This is a genomic window from Arthrobacter subterraneus, from assembly GCF_900099735.1.
Taxonomy (GTDB): Bacteria; Actinomycetota; Actinomycetes; order Actinomycetales; family Micrococcaceae; genus Arthrobacter_D; species Arthrobacter_D subterraneus.
Genome location: NZ_FNDT01000002.1, coordinates 15,793 through 31,332 on the forward strand (window position 1 = coordinate 15,793; position 15,540 = coordinate 31,332).

At 64.5% G+C, this 15,540-nt stretch carries 13 protein-coding genes; 11 read left to right on the forward strand and 2 right to left on the reverse strand.

Annotated elements, in window-relative coordinates; translation table 11 throughout:
• Nucleotides 1–20 precede the first annotated feature (20 nt).
• Nucleotides 21–2,348 carry a 5-methyltetrahydropteroyltriglutamate--homocysteine S-methyltransferase gene (gene metE, locus BLS52_RS03325; RefSeq protein ID WP_090584530.1) on the forward strand — a complete coding sequence of 776 codons (2,328 nt, stop codon included), beginning with the start codon at nt 21–23 and terminating at the stop codon, nt 2,346–2,348.
• 141 nt (nt 2,349–2,489) lie between these two features.
• Here metE and BLS52_RS03330 read toward each other — a convergent pair whose 3' ends face one another.
• Nucleotides 2,490–3,425, reverse strand: a complete 936-nt coding sequence (locus BLS52_RS03330) for a LysR family transcriptional regulator (protein WP_090584531.1) — start codon at nt 3,423–3,425, stop codon at nt 2,490–2,492.
• 153 nt (nt 3,426–3,578) lie between these two features.
• Here BLS52_RS03330 and BLS52_RS03335 point away from each other — a divergent pair, with 153 nt between their 5' ends.
• From BLS52_RS03335 to BLS52_RS03375, 9 genes are all read left to right on the forward strand, one after another.
• The gene (locus BLS52_RS03335; RefSeq protein WP_245702678.1) at nt 3,579–4,916 is read left to right on the forward strand and encodes an NAD(P)/FAD-dependent oxidoreductase; all 1,338 of its coding nucleotides are present in this window, start codon (nt 3,579–3,581) and stop codon (nt 4,914–4,916) included.
• A complete protein-coding gene (locus BLS52_RS03340) occupies nt 4,913–5,638 on the forward strand; it encodes a DUF1365 domain-containing protein (protein ID WP_090584533.1) in 726 nt (241 codons plus the stop codon). Before BLS52_RS03335 ends, BLS52_RS03340 begins: the two co-directional genes overlap by 4 nt.
• Nucleotides 5,635–6,927 carry an SAM-dependent methyltransferase gene (locus BLS52_RS03345; RefSeq protein ID WP_090584534.1) on the forward strand — a complete coding sequence of 431 codons (1,293 nt, stop codon included), beginning with the start codon at nt 5,635–5,637 and terminating at the stop codon, nt 6,925–6,927. Before BLS52_RS03340 ends, BLS52_RS03345 begins: the two co-directional genes overlap by 4 nt.
• Before the next feature lie 99 nt (nt 6,928–7,026).
• Nucleotides 7,027–8,298 (forward strand): SAM-dependent methyltransferase, encoded by a 1,272-nt coding sequence (locus BLS52_RS03350; protein WP_090584535.1) that lies wholly within the window; start codon nt 7,027–7,029, stop codon nt 8,296–8,298.
• A 383-nt stretch (nt 8,299–8,681) separates the two neighbouring features.
• Nucleotides 8,682–8,927 carry a glutaredoxin-like protein NrdH gene (gene nrdH, locus BLS52_RS03355; RefSeq protein ID WP_026543735.1) on the forward strand — a complete coding sequence of 82 codons (246 nt, stop codon included), beginning with the start codon at nt 8,682–8,684 and terminating at the stop codon, nt 8,925–8,927.
• A gap of 45 nt (nt 8,928–8,972) precedes the next feature.
• Nucleotides 8,973–9,431 carry a class Ib ribonucleoside-diphosphate reductase assembly flavoprotein NrdI gene (nrdI, locus tag BLS52_RS03360; RefSeq protein ID WP_035777404.1) on the forward strand — a complete coding sequence of 153 codons (459 nt, stop codon included), beginning with the start codon at nt 8,973–8,975 and terminating at the stop codon, nt 9,429–9,431.
• Nucleotides 9,428–11,578 (forward strand): class 1b ribonucleoside-diphosphate reductase subunit alpha, encoded by a 2,151-nt coding sequence (gene nrdE, locus BLS52_RS03365; protein WP_026543733.1) that lies wholly within the window; start codon nt 9,428–9,430, stop codon nt 11,576–11,578. The genes nrdI and nrdE overlap by 4 nt, the downstream gene beginning before the upstream one ends.
• Before the next feature lie 127 nt (nt 11,579–11,705).
• Nucleotides 11,706–12,680 (forward strand): class 1b ribonucleoside-diphosphate reductase subunit beta, encoded by a 975-nt coding sequence (gene nrdF, locus BLS52_RS03370; protein WP_026543732.1) that lies wholly within the window; start codon nt 11,706–11,708, stop codon nt 12,678–12,680.
• A gap of 281 nt (nt 12,681–12,961) precedes the next feature.
• Nucleotides 12,962–13,801, forward strand: a complete 840-nt coding sequence (locus BLS52_RS03375; RefSeq protein WP_026543731.1) for an FG-GAP repeat domain-containing protein — start codon at nt 12,962–12,964, stop codon at nt 13,799–13,801.
• Between the two features lie 70 nt (nt 13,802–13,871).
• Here the strand turns inward: BLS52_RS03375 and BLS52_RS03380 are convergent, their stop codons facing one another.
• Complete coding sequence (locus BLS52_RS03380; protein WP_035777403.1) at nt 13,872–14,351, reverse strand: DUF805 domain-containing protein; 480 nt, start codon at nt 14,349–14,351, stop codon at nt 13,872–13,874.
• Nucleotides 14,352–14,646: 295 nt separating this feature from the next.
• Between BLS52_RS03380 and BLS52_RS03385 the strand changes: the two genes are divergently transcribed.
• Nucleotides 14,647–15,531, forward strand: coding sequence for an SAM-dependent methyltransferase (locus BLS52_RS03385; RefSeq protein WP_090584536.1), 885 nt, complete (start codon nt 14,647–14,649; stop codon nt 15,529–15,531).
• The last annotated feature ends 9 nt before the right edge of the window (nt 15,532–15,540 follow it).

Here is a 15,540-nt window from a genome sequence, read left to right on the forward strand (position 1 = left end):
ACCAGCAAAGGACACCATCCATGAGCAGCACATTCCCCACAGCAACCATCGTCGGCTACCCACGCATCGGCCCCCGCCGCGAACTGAAGAAGGCAGTCGAGTCCTACTGGGCCGGCCGTACCTCGGCGGCCGAACTCGAGACGGCCGCAGCAGAGCTTCGCGCTTCCTCCTACGCCCGCCTCACGAAGCTCGGACTGGAGGCCGGCAACTACTCGATCCCGGCGTCGTTCTCCCTCTATGACCAGGTGCTGGACACCGCAGTCACCTTCGGTGCCGTCTCTGACCGCTTCAAGGACCTGTACGACGCCGACGGCTCGCTTGGCCTGGACGCCTACTTCACGCTCGCCAGGGGCGACAGTGAACGCCAGCCGCTTGAAATGACCAAGTGGTTTGATACCAATTACCACTACCTCGTCCCGGAGATCGGCCCGGACACGGCCTTCTCGCTGGCGAACGACTGGATCCTGCGGGACGTGCGTGAGGCGGCCGAGGCGGGATATACGGTGCGTCCCACGCTGATCGGCCCCGTGACTTTCCTGCTGCTCAGCAAGGCCGCCGACGAGGCACCCGCCGGTTTCAACCCCCTCAGCCGCCTCGACGACCTGCTGCCGCTGTACCTCGAGCTGCTGGGCAAACTGGCTGAAGCCGGCGTGGAGTGGGTCCAGCTCGAGGAGCCTGCCCTGGTAGCGGATCAGGCGGTCCCGGAGAGCGAGGTGGCCGCCGCCGTCGAACGCGCCTATGCCGTCCTGGCTGCGGAAGCGCAGAACCGTCCGGCGATCCTGGTCACCAGCCAGTACGGGTCACTCGGCTCCCTGCTGCCCGTCCTCGCCGGGACCGCCATCGACGCGCTGCACATCGACGTGTTCAAGGGCAGCGTCCCGGCAGCATCCGAGCTGGCCCGGCTGGGGGAGACCACCCTCGTGGCGGGCGTTGTGGACGGACACAACATCTGGAAGGCGGACCTCGGGGTTGCCGCCCAGAAGCTGACCCTCCTTGAAGGCACCGTGAAGAACCTTGCGGTTTCCACCTCCACCTCCCTGCAGCACGTGCCTCTCGACGTGGAGGACGAGCAGCAGCTCGACGCGCAGCTGCGCAGCTGGCTGGCGTTCGCCGACCAGAAGGTGGTTGAGGTGGTGACCCTTGCCCGGGCCATCGGAAATCCGGGAGCCATCGATGCTGACATCGCTGCGGCCGCTGAGGTACTGGCCTCCCGCGCCGGCGCACCCGGAGTGAACCGGGCGGAGGTGCGTGCACGCACCTCGGCCCTCTCGCCCTCGGACTTCACCCGCGGCGACTACGCCGTCCGGCTTGCCGCCCAGGAAGAGGCGCTGAAGCTGCCGGCCCTGCCCACCACCACGATCGGATCCTTCCCGCAGACCTCGGAGGTGCGCTCGGCCCGTGCCCGCGCCAACAGGGGAGACCTCACCGCCGAGCAGTACCGGCAGCTGATGCAGGATGAGATCAGGCGCGTCATCGACCTGCAGGAGGAACTCGGCTTCGACGTCCTCGTGCACGGCGAACCCGAGCGCAATGACATGGTCCAGTACTTCGCCGAGAACCTCGACGGCTTCGACGTCACGGTGCACGGCTGGGTCCAGTCCTACGGATCGCGCTGCACCCGCCCGTCCATCCTGTGGGGCGATGTCAGCCGCCCGGAACCGATCACCGTTCCGTGGACCCAGTTCGCCCAGTCACTCACCGACAAGCCGGTCAAGGGCATGCTGACCGGTCCGGTCACCATCCTCGCGTGGTCCTTCGTGCGTGATGACCTGCCCCTCGGAGAGACGGCAAACCAGGTGGCCCTCGCCCTCCGCGACGAGGTGACCGACCTCGAAGCCGCAGGCATCAGGGTGATCCAGGTGGATGAGCCGGCGCTGCGCGAACTCCTGCCGCTGCGCAGGGAAGACCAGGCGGAGTACCTTGAATGGTCCGTCAACTCGTTCAAGCTCTCCACCGCCTCGGCAGCACCTGCCACGCAGGTCCACACGCACCTGTGCTACTCCGAGTTCGGGGCGATCATCGACGCCATCGACGGCCTGGACGCGGACGTCACCTCCATCGAAGCGGCGCGGTCCCGCATGGAAGTGGTGCACGATCTCGAGGCGCACGGCTTCAGGCGCGGCGTCGGCCCGGGTGTCTACGACATCCACTCGCCGCGTGTTCCAGGACAGGATGAGGTTGCCGAGCTGCTCGAGAAGGCTGTACAGCACGTGCCGGCGCGCCAACTCTGGGTCAACCCGGACTGTGGGCTGAAGACCCGCGGCTACACCGAAACCGAGGAATCGCTGCGGAACCTCGTCAACGCGACGGTGTCGGTGCGGTCACAGCTGGAGGCTCCGGTCTCCTGACCGTGCCGCCCCGCCCGCCGGGTGCGCCACTGAACAGGCTTTGCCGCAAGGTATCGCTGTCCAGCTGCGCACCCGGCGGCGTTTAAGAGGCCGTTCCTAGGCGTTTAGGGCGGCCGTTCCCAGCGCTTCAGGCGGCTGTTCCTAGGCGGGACGGCTGCTGGTCCGCGGCGCGATCTGCCGGTCCTTGAGGACGTCGGTGAGCTGGTCCATGAAGAGACGCACCTGGGTGGTCTGCTTGCCGGCGATCTGCAGGGCGAAAATGCTGCGTGCGAGCCGGATCTCGGGGACATCCAGCGCAACGATGCCCTCCGGCGCCCGGAGCATGGCCAGTTCCGGAACAAGGGCGGCGCCCATTCCGGCCGCCGCCATGGCCAGGCTCGCATTGAAGTCGTCGCAGTACGCGGCGATGTGCGGGTGCAGGTTGCAGCTGGCAAACAGCCTTTCGATGACGGTGGCGTCCGAGGTGCCGGGATGGTGCATGATCCACGGCATGTCCGCGAGCTGCTCTGCCGAGACTGCGGAACCGTCCGCGATTCCCCAGGCCGCCGGCAGCACCACCCGGAAATTGTCGTCACCGATCCACTGCCGGCTCACCGATGACGGCCAGGCCAGCCCGCCCTGGCCCACCTGGAACACCAGGGCGAGGTCCAGTTCACCGCCGGTGCGCAGCCCGTGGATGGTCTGGGCCGGCTCACCGACAAACACTTTCAGATTGATGCCGAGCCGCTTCCACTGCGGGGTGCGTACCAGGCGGGGAAGGGCGAACGTGGCAAGGCTCGGGAAGATGCCGAGCCGGAGTTCCTGCGTGACCGCAGCACCCGCTTTCACCGTGGACGCCAGAAGCGTGTCGATATCCGTGAGCACCTTCGAGGCATGGCGTGCCATCACCACGGCGGCTTCGGTGGGCACCGCACTCCGCGCGGACCGGGTGAACAAGGTGACGCCGGTGTCCCGTTCCAATGCCGACATCTGCTGCGAAACGGCGGACGCCGTGTAGCCCAGCCGGGTGGCCGCGGACGCGAAGGACCCGTGCCGGATGACCTCCAGAAGGGTCCGCAGGTGAACGGGATTGACCACGTCGACATCCTCTCACGCCTTGTTTTCGTGCAGGCCGCCCCACCCATCCGTGTCTGCACCGTCTCCGAACAATATCCGAACTATCTTTTGCAGCAGGGGTAGGTCGTCGTCGAATCCGGCGTCTCCTGTTGCCGGCGTATGGAGGAGGCGCACGTGAGCGGTGAAGAGCGGCCGGACCGGCCGGGTCGGCGAAGTGTTGCGGTGATCGGCAGCGGCGTGGCCGGGCTGACCGCCGCCTGGGTGCTCAGCCGTGAAAACCGGGTCACGCTCTTTGAAGCCGATAACCGCGCCGGCGGGCATGCACACACCCACCGGATGGAACTGGCGGACGGCACCTACACCGGCGTGGACACCGGCTTCATTGTCCACAATGACCGCACCTATCCGACCCTGCTGCGCCTCTTCGCCGAACTCGGAGTACAGACCCAGCCCTCCGACATGACAATGTCCGTCCGCTGCGATGGGTGCGGCCTCGAATATGCCGGCGCCAAGGGCGGACGTGGGGTGTTCGCGCAGCCTCGCTCCTTCACCCGCGGCCGCTACCTGCGGATGCTGGGCGAAATCCTGCGGTTCCAGGCGAGCGCCCGCGCGCTCCTGCGTGAGACAGACCAGGCCGACGACGACGGCGACACCCTGGGCGAATTCCTCGCCCGCGGAAACTTCAGTGACTACTTCACCGCCCACTTCATGACCCCGGTGGTGTCGGCCGTCTGGTCCTGCGACCCGCACACCGCACTGGAATACCCGGCCCGTTACCTGTTCTCTTTCATGCAGCACCACGGGATGCTCACGATCAAGGGCTCGCCGCAGTGGCGGACGGTCACCGGCGGGTCCGGTGAGTACGTGCGGAAGATCGTGGACCGGCTCGATGAGGTGCTGCTGGATACTCCGGTGACAGGGGTCCGGAAGGCGGGGAACGGCGTCGTCGTCTCTTTCTCCGGTGAGCGCCGGCTCTTTGATGCCGTGGTGATCGCCACCCATCCGCATCAGGGGCTGGCGCTGCTGGAGGAGCCCACCTCCCTCGAACAGGCGGTGCTCGGGTCGATGCCGTACTCGAGGAACCGCACACTCTTCCATACGGACGAGTCAGTGCTCCCGCGCAGCGACAATGCCCGGTCCTCCTGGAACTACCGGCTCCCGGCGTGCAACGCACAACCCGACCGGGTGCTGGTCACCTATGACCTGAGCAGGCTCCAGCGGTTGAACGGTGCGCAGGGGAAACGGTTCCTGGTGAGCCTGGGGGAGGAGGACCAGATCGATCCGGGCCGCGTCCTCAACACCATGACCTATGAGCACCCCCAGTACACGCCGTCGTCCCTCGCTGCCCAACGGCGCCTGGCCGAGCTCAGCGATGACCGGGTTGCGTTCGCGGGCGCCTACCACGGGTGGGGCTTCCATGAGGACGGTGCACTGTCCGGCCTGCGGGCCGCCGAACGGCTGGGCGCGTCCTGGCTGGCAGGGACCCGCAGTCCGGTGGAGACGCCGGTATGAAGCCCAGCCTGTACGCGACGACCATCCGGCACGTGCGGAGGGCGCCGCTGGCAAACACATTCACGTACCGCAGCTACAGCTGGTTCGTTGACCTCGACGAACTGCCGCGGCTGCCCGGCTGGCTCCGCCCATTCGCGGTGTTTCGGGCCGAGGACCACCTCGGTGACCCCGAAGCCTCGATCCGCTCGAATGTAGCCGGCTTCCTCACGGCAAACGGGATCGACGACGACGGCGGCACCGTCACCATGCTCGGCAGCGCGAGGGTCCTCGGATATGTGTTCAACCCGCTGACACTTTTCTGGTGCCACGGACGCGACGGCGGACTGCGTGCCGTTCTCGCGGAGGTGCACAACACCTACGGCGAACGCCACTGCTACCTGCTGCATCCTGACGGTTCGGGCAGGGCGGTGACGCCGAAGGAGTTCTACGTGTCTCCCTTCAACGACATCTCCGGAACCTACGAGATGAGCGTGCCGGAGCCCGATTCGAAACTGTCCGTCGCGATCACGCTGCGCCGTCCGGGCCAGCCGCCGTTTGCGGCCACCATGGCCGGAACCCGCCTCCCGGCGACTTCGCGCAATGTTGTGCGCATGGCGGCGGCCATTCCCCTGGCGCCGCTGCGTGCAACGCTCCAGATCCGCTGGCAGGGAATCCGGCTCTGGCTGCGCCGCCTTCCCCTGCATCCCCGACCGAACCACAAACCACAGGAGTATGTGAGATGACCACCACCGTCACCCGGTCCAGCACCGACGCGGACCCGCAGGACTGGCCCGGCATAGCCTTTGTGCCAAGTGGTCCGCACAACCGTATTGCGGCGGCGCTCGCCGAGAAGATCTTCGTGGCGGCAGTGAACCGCCTGCCGATGCGCGTGACGTACGACGACGGCACGGTGCACGGCGGCATACCGCGCCGCACCGAGGGAAGCGGCGTCCCGGAAATGCGGATCCACCGCCCCGGGGACTTCTTTGCGCGGTTGGGGGACAGCGGGCTGATCGGGCTGGGGGAGTCTTACATGGCGAAAGACTGGACTGCGCCGGACCTGACGGCGGTCATTGAAGTGTTCGCCCAGCGCGCCGCCCACCTGGTGCCGGTTCCGCTCCAGAAACTGCGGGGCCTGTACCTTCCCAAGCCGCCGCGCAGGGAACGGAACACCACCGCCAACACCCGATCGAACATCTCGCGCCACTATGACCTGTCCAATGAGCTGTTCGCACTCTTCCTCGACAACACCATGTCCTACTCGAGCGCACTGTTCGACGGCGCGGGCCCGGACCTGCTGGAGGCCCGCTGGGAGGACTTTGCGCCGGCGCAGCAGCGCAAGATTGACCGGCTCCTGGACCAGGCGGACGTCGGCCCCGGAAGCCGCGTGCTGGAGATCGGCACCGGCTGGGGTGAACTTGCCCTGCGGGCTGCCCGCCGGGGCGCCGAGGTAGTGACTGTCACGCTCTCCAGCGAGCAGAAGCGGCTCGCGGAGGAGCGGATCGCTGAAGCCGGGTTCACGGACCGGGTCCGGGTGGAGCTGAAGGACTACCGCGCTGTGGAGGGCGAGTTCGACGCAATTGTGTCCGTCGAGATGATCGAGGCCGTCGGGTACGAATACTGGGGGGTCTACTTCCAGACCATCGACCGCCTGCTCGCGCCCGGCGGAAGGGTGGCCATCCAGGCGATCACCATGCCGCACGAGCGCATGTTGGCAACCCGCCGCTCCTATACCTGGATCCACAAGTACATCTTCCCGGGCGGTTTCATTCCGTCCGTGCGCGCCATCGAGGACATCACCGACCGCTACACCAGCCTGCGGGTCCGGGAACGGCTCTCCATGGGGGATCACTACGCGCAGACCCTGCGGCTGTGGGAGGAACGCTTCCTTGCGCGCCTGGACGAGGTCGAGGCCCTGGGCTTCGATGAGATCTTCCAGCGGATGTGGCTGTTCTACCTGTGCTATTGCCGGGCTGGATTCCAGGCGGGTTACCTTGATGTCCAGCAACTGATCTTTGACCGCCGCCCCTGAACCGGCGGACGGGCACCGCCGTCCATTTCACCGCCGCCCAATGAGCACGCGCGCGGTCAGTCGTTTCCGCTCAAGTGCACCCTCATCCTGGAGCCACCGATGACAGATCTTCAGCAGTCCCGCCAGTCCGCCGGCATCAACCGAAGCATCGCGCCGTCCATCGCACGTATTCTCGAGCCCATCGTCGGGGGCGAGCTTCCCGTGCGGCTGACCGCCTGGGACGGAAGCTCGGCCGGCCCGGAAGGTGCCCCCGAGGTGCAGCTGAACAGCGCAAACGCCCTTCGGCGGCTCCTCTGGAGCCCGGGTGAGCTGGGCGCGTCGCAGGCGTACGTGACCGGAGAGCTCGACGTGTCCGGACCGCTGGAGGACGCACTCAACCACGTGTGGACGGTCGTCGGCGAACGCGGGCTCTCGATGCCATCGCTTCGGCCCCAGCTTGCCTTTCAGCTCGGCCGGCTGGCACGGGACCTGGGGGTTCTGCGCGGGCCCCTGCCTGCTCCGCGCAGCCAGGCCAGGATCACCGGCAAGCTGCACAGCCTTCTCCGGGACCGGGCGGCGATCAGCCATCATTACGATCTCTCCAACGATTTCTATGAGCTGATCCTCGACCGGCACATGGCATATTCCTGCGCCTACTGGCGCTCGGATGATCCCGACTACACGCTGGAGGACGCCCAGCGGGACAAACTCGACCTGGTGTGCCGGAAGATCGGTCTGGACACCCTGCCCAATCAGCGGTTCCTGGACGTCGGGTGCGGGTGGGGTTCCCTCAGCCTTTACGCGGCGGAGCATTTCGGCGCAAAGGTCACCGGCGTAACGATCTCGCGTGAACAGAAGGCGTTCATTGACCGGCGCATCGCGGAGCGGAAGCTTCAGGACCGTGTGGAGATCCGACTGCAGGACTACCGCGATGTCACGGACGACCCGTACGACGCCGTTGCTTCCCTCGAAATGGGCGAGCACGTAGGCGAGTCCAACTACGGAGTGTATGCCTCCACCCTGTTCCGCAACGTGCGGCCGGGCGGCAGCGTGCTGATCCAGCAGATGTCCCGGCACGGCAGGCACCCGGGCGGGGGACCGTTCATCGAATCCTTCATCGCGCCGGACATGCACATGCGTCCGGTCGGCGACACGGTCAACCTGGTTGAGGCTGCCGGCTTCGAGATCCGGGGTGTGGAGGCCATGCGCGAGCACTACGTGCGAACCATCGACGCGTGGCTGGCCCGGTTTGAGGGGAACTGGGAGCGCGCCGTTGAGATGATGGGCGAGGAAGTGGCCCGCGTGTGGCGGCTGTACCTGGTGGGGGCCAAGCTCACGTTCCGTGACGGACGCATGGGCGTCGACCAGCTCCTGGTCCGGCGCCCGGAGTAAACCGCCGCGCCTGCCGAGCGGTCGGCGGGTAAACCCGCGGAAGACGACGGCGACACGCCGAGCAGTCGCGACACGCACACCTTTTTCCTGTGTGGACAGCGCTCCACAGGCTGTGGACCGAGGCACCGGAAACCGCGGGTTTCAGCCGATTAGAACGGTCCTGACATGTGGATTCCCTGTGGACTATTCGACCGGGAAATGACATACTTGTAATACATCATCTTGGGGTCGGCGCCGCCGCGTTGCACTAGATGTAGTATCTAGATATCGAATCACCTGCTGGCGAGGCAGTGTCCGCATCGGCCGTTCAAGCGGTCCGCAAGGCGGCTTGAAGCCCACCAACAATTGCCGAATAACAGCACTTCACAAGGGGAGTCAGGGACATGACCGTCACGGTTTACACCAAGCCAGCATGCGTACAGTGCAACGCCACCTATCGGGCCCTGGACAAGAAGGGCATCGCCTACCAGAGCGTCGATATTTCACAGGACCCGGCAGCACTGGAGCGGGTTCGCTCGCTCGGTTACATGCAGGCCCCCGTGGTCATCACGGACCAGGACCACTGGTCCGGTTTCCGCCCTGACAAGATCAACGAGCTCGCCCAGGGGTCAATCACCTCCGTAGCCTAGGCACGGCTGGGCGCCGTTCCTGTTGGCCGGGCGGATGTAGTCGACATGACAACACCAACCATCAGTCGAAATGTCCGCGGACGGGCGGGTGTCGAGCCGTTGGAAACTGACGCGTCGCTCATTTACTTTTCGTCGGCGTCGGACAATACGCACCGCTTTGTCAGCAAATTGCCCGTCCGCTCCGCACGGATCCCGCTCCTCACCAGCGAGGATACGCTCCGAGCGGTCAGCCCATTCGTCCTGGTACTTCCCACCTACGGGGGCACCAGCGGCAAGGGCGCGGTGCCGCGGCAGGTGATCAAGTTCCTCAATGTCGAGGGCAATCGCCGGCTGCTGCGCGGCGTGATCGGCGCCGGCAACACCAACTTCGGGGACACCTACTGCCTCGCCGCGGACATCATCGCGGCGAAATGCAACGTTCCCGTTCTGTATCGATTTGAACTTATGGGCACGTCCGAGGACGTTGACCGGGTAACCCAAGGATTGGAAGAGTTTTGGACATGACAGTCGCTGAAACAGAAGCACCCGCACTTCCCGAGCGTTTCAAGGGCTTGGGCTACCACGAGCTCAACGCCATGCTTAACCTGTACGGACCCAACGGCGAGATCCAGTTCGAGGCCGACCGGGAAGCCGCGCACCAGTACTTCCTCCAGCACGTCAACAACAACACCGTCTTCTTCCATGATCTTGAGGAGAAGCTGGACTACCTCGTCAAGAACGAGTACTACGAGCGGGAAACCCTCGACCAGTACACAATGAACTTCATCCGCGACCTGTACAAGCGCGCGTACGAGAAGAAGTTCCGGTTCGAGACTTTCCTCGGTGCCTTCAAGTTCTACACCTCGTACACACTGAAGACGTTCGACGGCAAGCGCTACCTGGAGCGCTATGAGGACCGCGTCTGCATGGTCGCCATGCACCTGGCGCGTGGGAACGAGGAACTCGCCACCCGCATGGTGGACGAGATCATCGAGGGCCGGTTCCAGCCGGCAACACCGACCTTCCTCAACGCCGGAAAGCGGCAGCGCGGCGAGCTGGTTTCCTGCTTCCTGCTGCGGATCGAAGACAACATGGAGTCCATCGGGCGCTCCATCAACTCAGCCCTCCAGCTCTCCAAGCGCGGCGGCGGCGTGGCGTTCGCCCTGACGAACATCCGTGAGGTCGGCGCGCCGATCAAGCAGATCGAGAACCAGTCCTCCGGCGTCATCCCCGTGATGAAGCTCCTCGAAGACAGCTTCTCCTACGCCAACCAGCTCGGCGCACGCCAGGGCGCGGGCGCCGTGTACCTGCACGCGCACCACCCGGACATCAACCGCTTCCTCGACACCAAGCGGGAGAACGCCGACGAGAAGATCCGTATCAAGACCCTCTCCCTGGGTGTTGTGGTTCCGGACATCACCTTCGAACTGGCGAAGAAGGACGAGGACATGTACCTGTTCTCGCCCTACGACGTCGAGCGTGTCTACGGCATGCCGTTCTCCGACGTTTCTGTCACCGAGAAGTACTACGAGATGGTGGACGACTCCCGGATCAAGAAGACCAAGATCAAGGCACGCGAGTTCTTCCAGACGCTCGCCGAGATCCAGTTCGAGTCCGGCTACCCGTACATCATGTTCGAGGACACGGTGAACCGGGCCAACCCGATCGACGGCAAGATCATCATGTCCAACCTGTGCTCGGAGATCCTGCAGGTATCGCAGCCCACCACGTACAACGACGACCTCTCCTACGCCGACACCGGCAAGGACATCTCCTGCAACCTGGGATCGCTGAACATCGCGAAGACCATGGATTCGCCGGACTTCGGATCCACCATCGAGACAGCCATCCGGGCGCTCTCGGCAGTCTCGGACATGTCCAACATCACCTCGGTGCCCTCGATTGCGAAGGGGAATGACGCGTCCCACGCCATCGGGCTCGGACAGATGAACCTTCACGGTTACCTGGCCCGTGAGCGGGTGCACTATGGCTCGGAAGAGGGCCTGGACTTCACGAATATCTACTTCTACTCCGTGGTGTACCACGCCGTGCGGGCGTCGAATCTGTTGGCCAAGGAAACCGGCCGGACCTTCGGAGGTTTCGAGAAGTCGAAGTACGCCTCCGGTGAGTTCTTCGACAAGTACACCGACCAGGAATGGGTTCCCCAGACCGCGCGGGTCAGGGAACTCTTCGCCAACGTGCACATTCCCACCCAGGACGACTGGCGGGCGCTCAAAGCGTCGGTGATGGAGCACGGCATCTACAACCAGAACCTGCAGGCCGTTCCACCGACCGGTTCGATCAGCTACATCAACAACTCGACCTCGTCCATCCACCCGGTGGCCTCCAAGATCGAGATCCGCAAGGAGGGCAAGCTGGGGCGCGTGTACTACCCGGCGCCGTACCTCACCAACGACAACCTGGAGTACTACCAGGACGCGTATGAGATCGGCTACGAGAAGGTCATCGACACCTACGCCGCCGCCACTCAGCACGTGGACCAGGGGCTCTCGCTGACGCTGTTCTTCAAGGACACCGCCACCACCCGCGACATCAACCGGGCGCAGATCTACGCCTGGCGCAAGGGCATCAAGACCATCTACTACATCCGCCTCCGCCAGCTCGCGCTGGAGGGGACCGAGGTGGAGAATTGCGTCAGCTGCATGCTGTAACCGGCACGTAAGCCAAACAACGACGCCGGTGGGCCGGCGCACAAAAGCCGGCCCGCCGTCGTCGTACATTAGTTAATTGAATTCACTGCCCTTGAAGGCAGTTCGACGAATGGGACAAGGGGTCACAATGACCGAGAAGGTTAAGTTGCTGTCGCACGTAGAGGCGATCAACTGGAACCGTATCCAGGACGACAAGGATGTCGATGTCTGGAACCGGCTGGTCAACAATTTCTGGCTGCCTGAAAAGGTCCCGCTGTCCAATGACGTCCAGTCCTGGAACACGCTGACCCCGGTAGAGCAGCAGCTCACCATGCGGGTGTTCACCGGCCTGACGCTCCTGGATACCATCCAGGGCACCGTTGGGGCCGTCTCGCTGATCCCGGATGCGATCACCCCGCATGAAGAAGCGGTGTACACGAACATCGCGTTCATGGAGTCGGTGCACGCCAAGAGCTACTCCTCCATCTTCTCCACACTGGCCTCCACCAAGGAGATCGACGAGGCGTTCCGGTGGTCCACGGAGAACGTGAACCTTCAGAAGAAGGCGCACATCGTCATGGATTACTACCAGGGCGATGATCCGCTGAAGCGCAAGGTTGCTTCCACGCTGCTGGAGAGCTTCCTGTTCTACTCCGGCTTCTACCTGCCCATGTACTGGTCCTCGCGCGCCAAGCTGACCAACACCGCTGACCTGATCCGGCTGATCATCCGCGACGAGGCCGTCCACGGGTACTACATCGGCTACAAGTTCCAGAAGGGCCTGGAGAAGGTTTCCGAGGAGAAGCGCCAGGAAATCAAGGACTACACGTTTGAGCTGCTGTTTGAGCTGTATGAAAACGAAGTCCAGTACACCCATGACCTGTACGACGGCGTCGGCCTGGCCGAAGACGTCAAGAAGTTCCTGCACTACAACGCCAACAAGGCGCTGATGAACCTAGGCTACGAGGCCATGTTCCCGTCCTCGGTCACGGATGTGAACCCCGCGATCCTCTCAGCGCTGTCGCCGAACGCGGACGAGAACCACGACTTCTTCTCGGGATCGGGTTCGTCCTACGTGATCGGCAAGGCAGTCAACACCGAAGACGAGGACTGGGACTTCTAAGAACGTCACCAACCCGCCTAGGTTCCCCCGGTCGTGGACCCGAAGGAACACATCGCAGGTTCCAAGGAAACAGCAAGCCCCGGCACGGATGCTTGGACCGGGACCAGCCGCCAAGACCTGGCGAGAACTCCCGCCGGGCCGGACCCGCTCCCACTGCCTCCGGAATGGGTCCGCCCCGGCTTGAAGGATCGTTACGGAATCGACGTTGGCGGATTGCCCCGCGTATCGTCCCGGACCCGAATAATCGGTTGTGTCTCTAAACCAACTTTCGGGGAATCTCGATGAACCTGCTGACCCATATCCGCGCGGGCTTGCTCTCTGCCCTTGTTCTTTCTGCGTCTCTCACCGCGCTTCCGGCTCAGGCCGAGACGGCCCCTCAGCCGCCAGGCCCCTCCATCTATGAAGGCGCGCTCGTGGCCTTCGATCCCGAGGGGAGGCTGTGGGTCTACAGCGGGGACGGGCGAATCCCCGACGCGGGCATAGTAAGCCGGGAGCAGATCGGTCACGGCTGGTCTGCCATGAGGGACATCAAGATCGCCGACTGGAACCGGGACGGGGTGCAGGACATCATCGCCGTGGGTGATAACGGCAACCTGTACGTCTATTACGGCAAGCCGGCGGGCGGTTTCACCCGTGTGACCATCGGAACGGGCTGGGGCCCTTACGACATCTCGGTCGACAAGTGGAAGACGTCCGACCCGTATCCGTCCATCATTGCCGCGAACCTGGACACCGGGAAGCTGTACAACTACCCAAATCTTTCCGGCACCACGTTGTCTCCCAGGGTCGTCGAAGGACGCGGATGGGGGCCGTCAATCACCCACCACCTGGTCGACTGGAACTCTGACGACGCACTGGATGTTCTTGGCCAGGAAACGTCATCAGGAAACCTGGTCGTGTACCGGACAGATGGCAACGGCAACTTCATCGACGAGCCCAGGCTGGTGGTGGGCAGGGGCTGGGGATCGATGAATGAGGTCGAGGCGGCCCCCACCTTCCCCGGGCTGCTGGCCCGAACCACCAACGGTGACCTCTACTTCTACGCGGCGTTGCGGGCTCGCTGGCTCGAACGCCAACTGATCGGGACCGGCTGGAATGGCTACACCATAGCTGGATTCTGATTATTCCCGGCTATTTCTTGCCGACCGGTTCGATCAGCTGCGGCCCGATCGCAGCCGGGGCTTCCAGAGCTCAGTAGCCTGGTATGCCTTCAGGACGGTCGTAGCGCTGACCGGCGGGGCTGGGCGGCAGGATCATGAAGACGAGCAGCACCAGCGCGCCCAGGAACGGTACAAGCCCGATGAGGATCAGCCAGCCGCTCATGTTCACGTCGTGTAGCCGTCGGATGATCAGCGCGATCGAGGGGACGATGGTGGCCGCCAGCCATAGAAACGCCAGAACCGTGCCGAAAGCTGACCCACCTTCGGGCATCCCCGTGGCCGGGTCGACCGTGCCGCCGCCGCCCAGGATGTTGATGAGGAATGTGACGCCCACGGACACCAGCGTCCACCACCAGTATTCGCTGCGGCTGGCCCTGCCCGAGAACGTTGCGTACTTCTTCCAGAAGCGCCGCACGGCGGCCTTGAACGGCGCGCCATAGTACGGCGCCCAGAGCGGCGGCTCAGCGCTTGAGGCAGGCATACCAGGCGGCTGGTACTGCGGATAAGTCATGATTCCCCCAAAGCTCAGTGGTGTCGGTCGACGAGCCCATCATAGGTCCGTGATGAGACTCGTTGCGAGGAAACCGGATCAGGGCACAGAGGGGTTCCAGCGGGCGGCAGAGGGTTCGACGTCAAGAATGAGCGGCATGTGGTCGCTGTGGGGCAGCCGGCCCTCGTGCCGGCCAACGAACTTCGGAAGCTGCCGGTGGAACGCCTGAGATGTGTCGCGGGGGTGATGCCCCGTTGGGGCCGGTTCGAGCGGGACGTCACTTCCGATGCCCGGACCGGCGTTGTAGGGTGACGGCGTGATCGTCCCCTATATTTCCCAGAACGCCGCGGCAGTCGCCGATCACTACGACGAGCTCGATCCGGTTTATCGTCTGGTGTGGGGCGACCATGTCCATCACGGGTTATGGACCACGGGTCGTGAAACGCCCGCCGAGGCCGTCGAGGTGCTGGTCGATACGGTCGGCGACCGGCTCGACCTCCGGCCTGGTGATGCGTGCGTCGATATCGGCTGCGGCTACGGCTCCACCGCGAGGCGGCTCGCAGCCACACGGGGTGTCCGCGTCACCGGGTTTACTCTTTCCGCCGAGCAGGCCGCCTACGCCAGTGGGCAAACCGCACCCGGCGTGGACATCCAGGTCCGCGACTGGCTGGCCAACGGGCTGCCCGATGCATCGGTCAACGCCGCGTGGGCGATCGAGTCGAGCGAGCACATGGTGGACAAACCCGAATTCTTCGCCGAAGCGCACCGCGTGCTGTTACCCGGAGGGCGTCTGGTCATCTGCGCGTGGCTCGCCGGGACAGGTGCCGGCGGGTGGAAAGTTCGCCATCTGCTCGAGCCGATTTGCCGTGAAGGGCGTCTGCCCTCAATGGGCACCCGCGAGGAATATGAGGCGATGGCAAGGGAAGCGGGCTTTGCAGTTGATGGCTATGAGGATGTCAGCCGCCGCGTCGAGCGCACCTGGATGATTTGCGCCGGTCGGCTTCTGAAGCTCCTGCTCGTCGATCGGCAGACCCGTCGCCTCGCGCTTCGGGCACGTAACCGGGTCTTCGTCCTGAGCATTCCGCGGCTGATCCTGGCCTACCGGACCGGCGCAATGCGCTATGGGATCTTCACGCTGTCGAAGGCAGGGGAGAAGGGGGCACCAACCGGAGCCGACCAGCCACCCGAGCGCAGGACTTGAGGCCTGAAA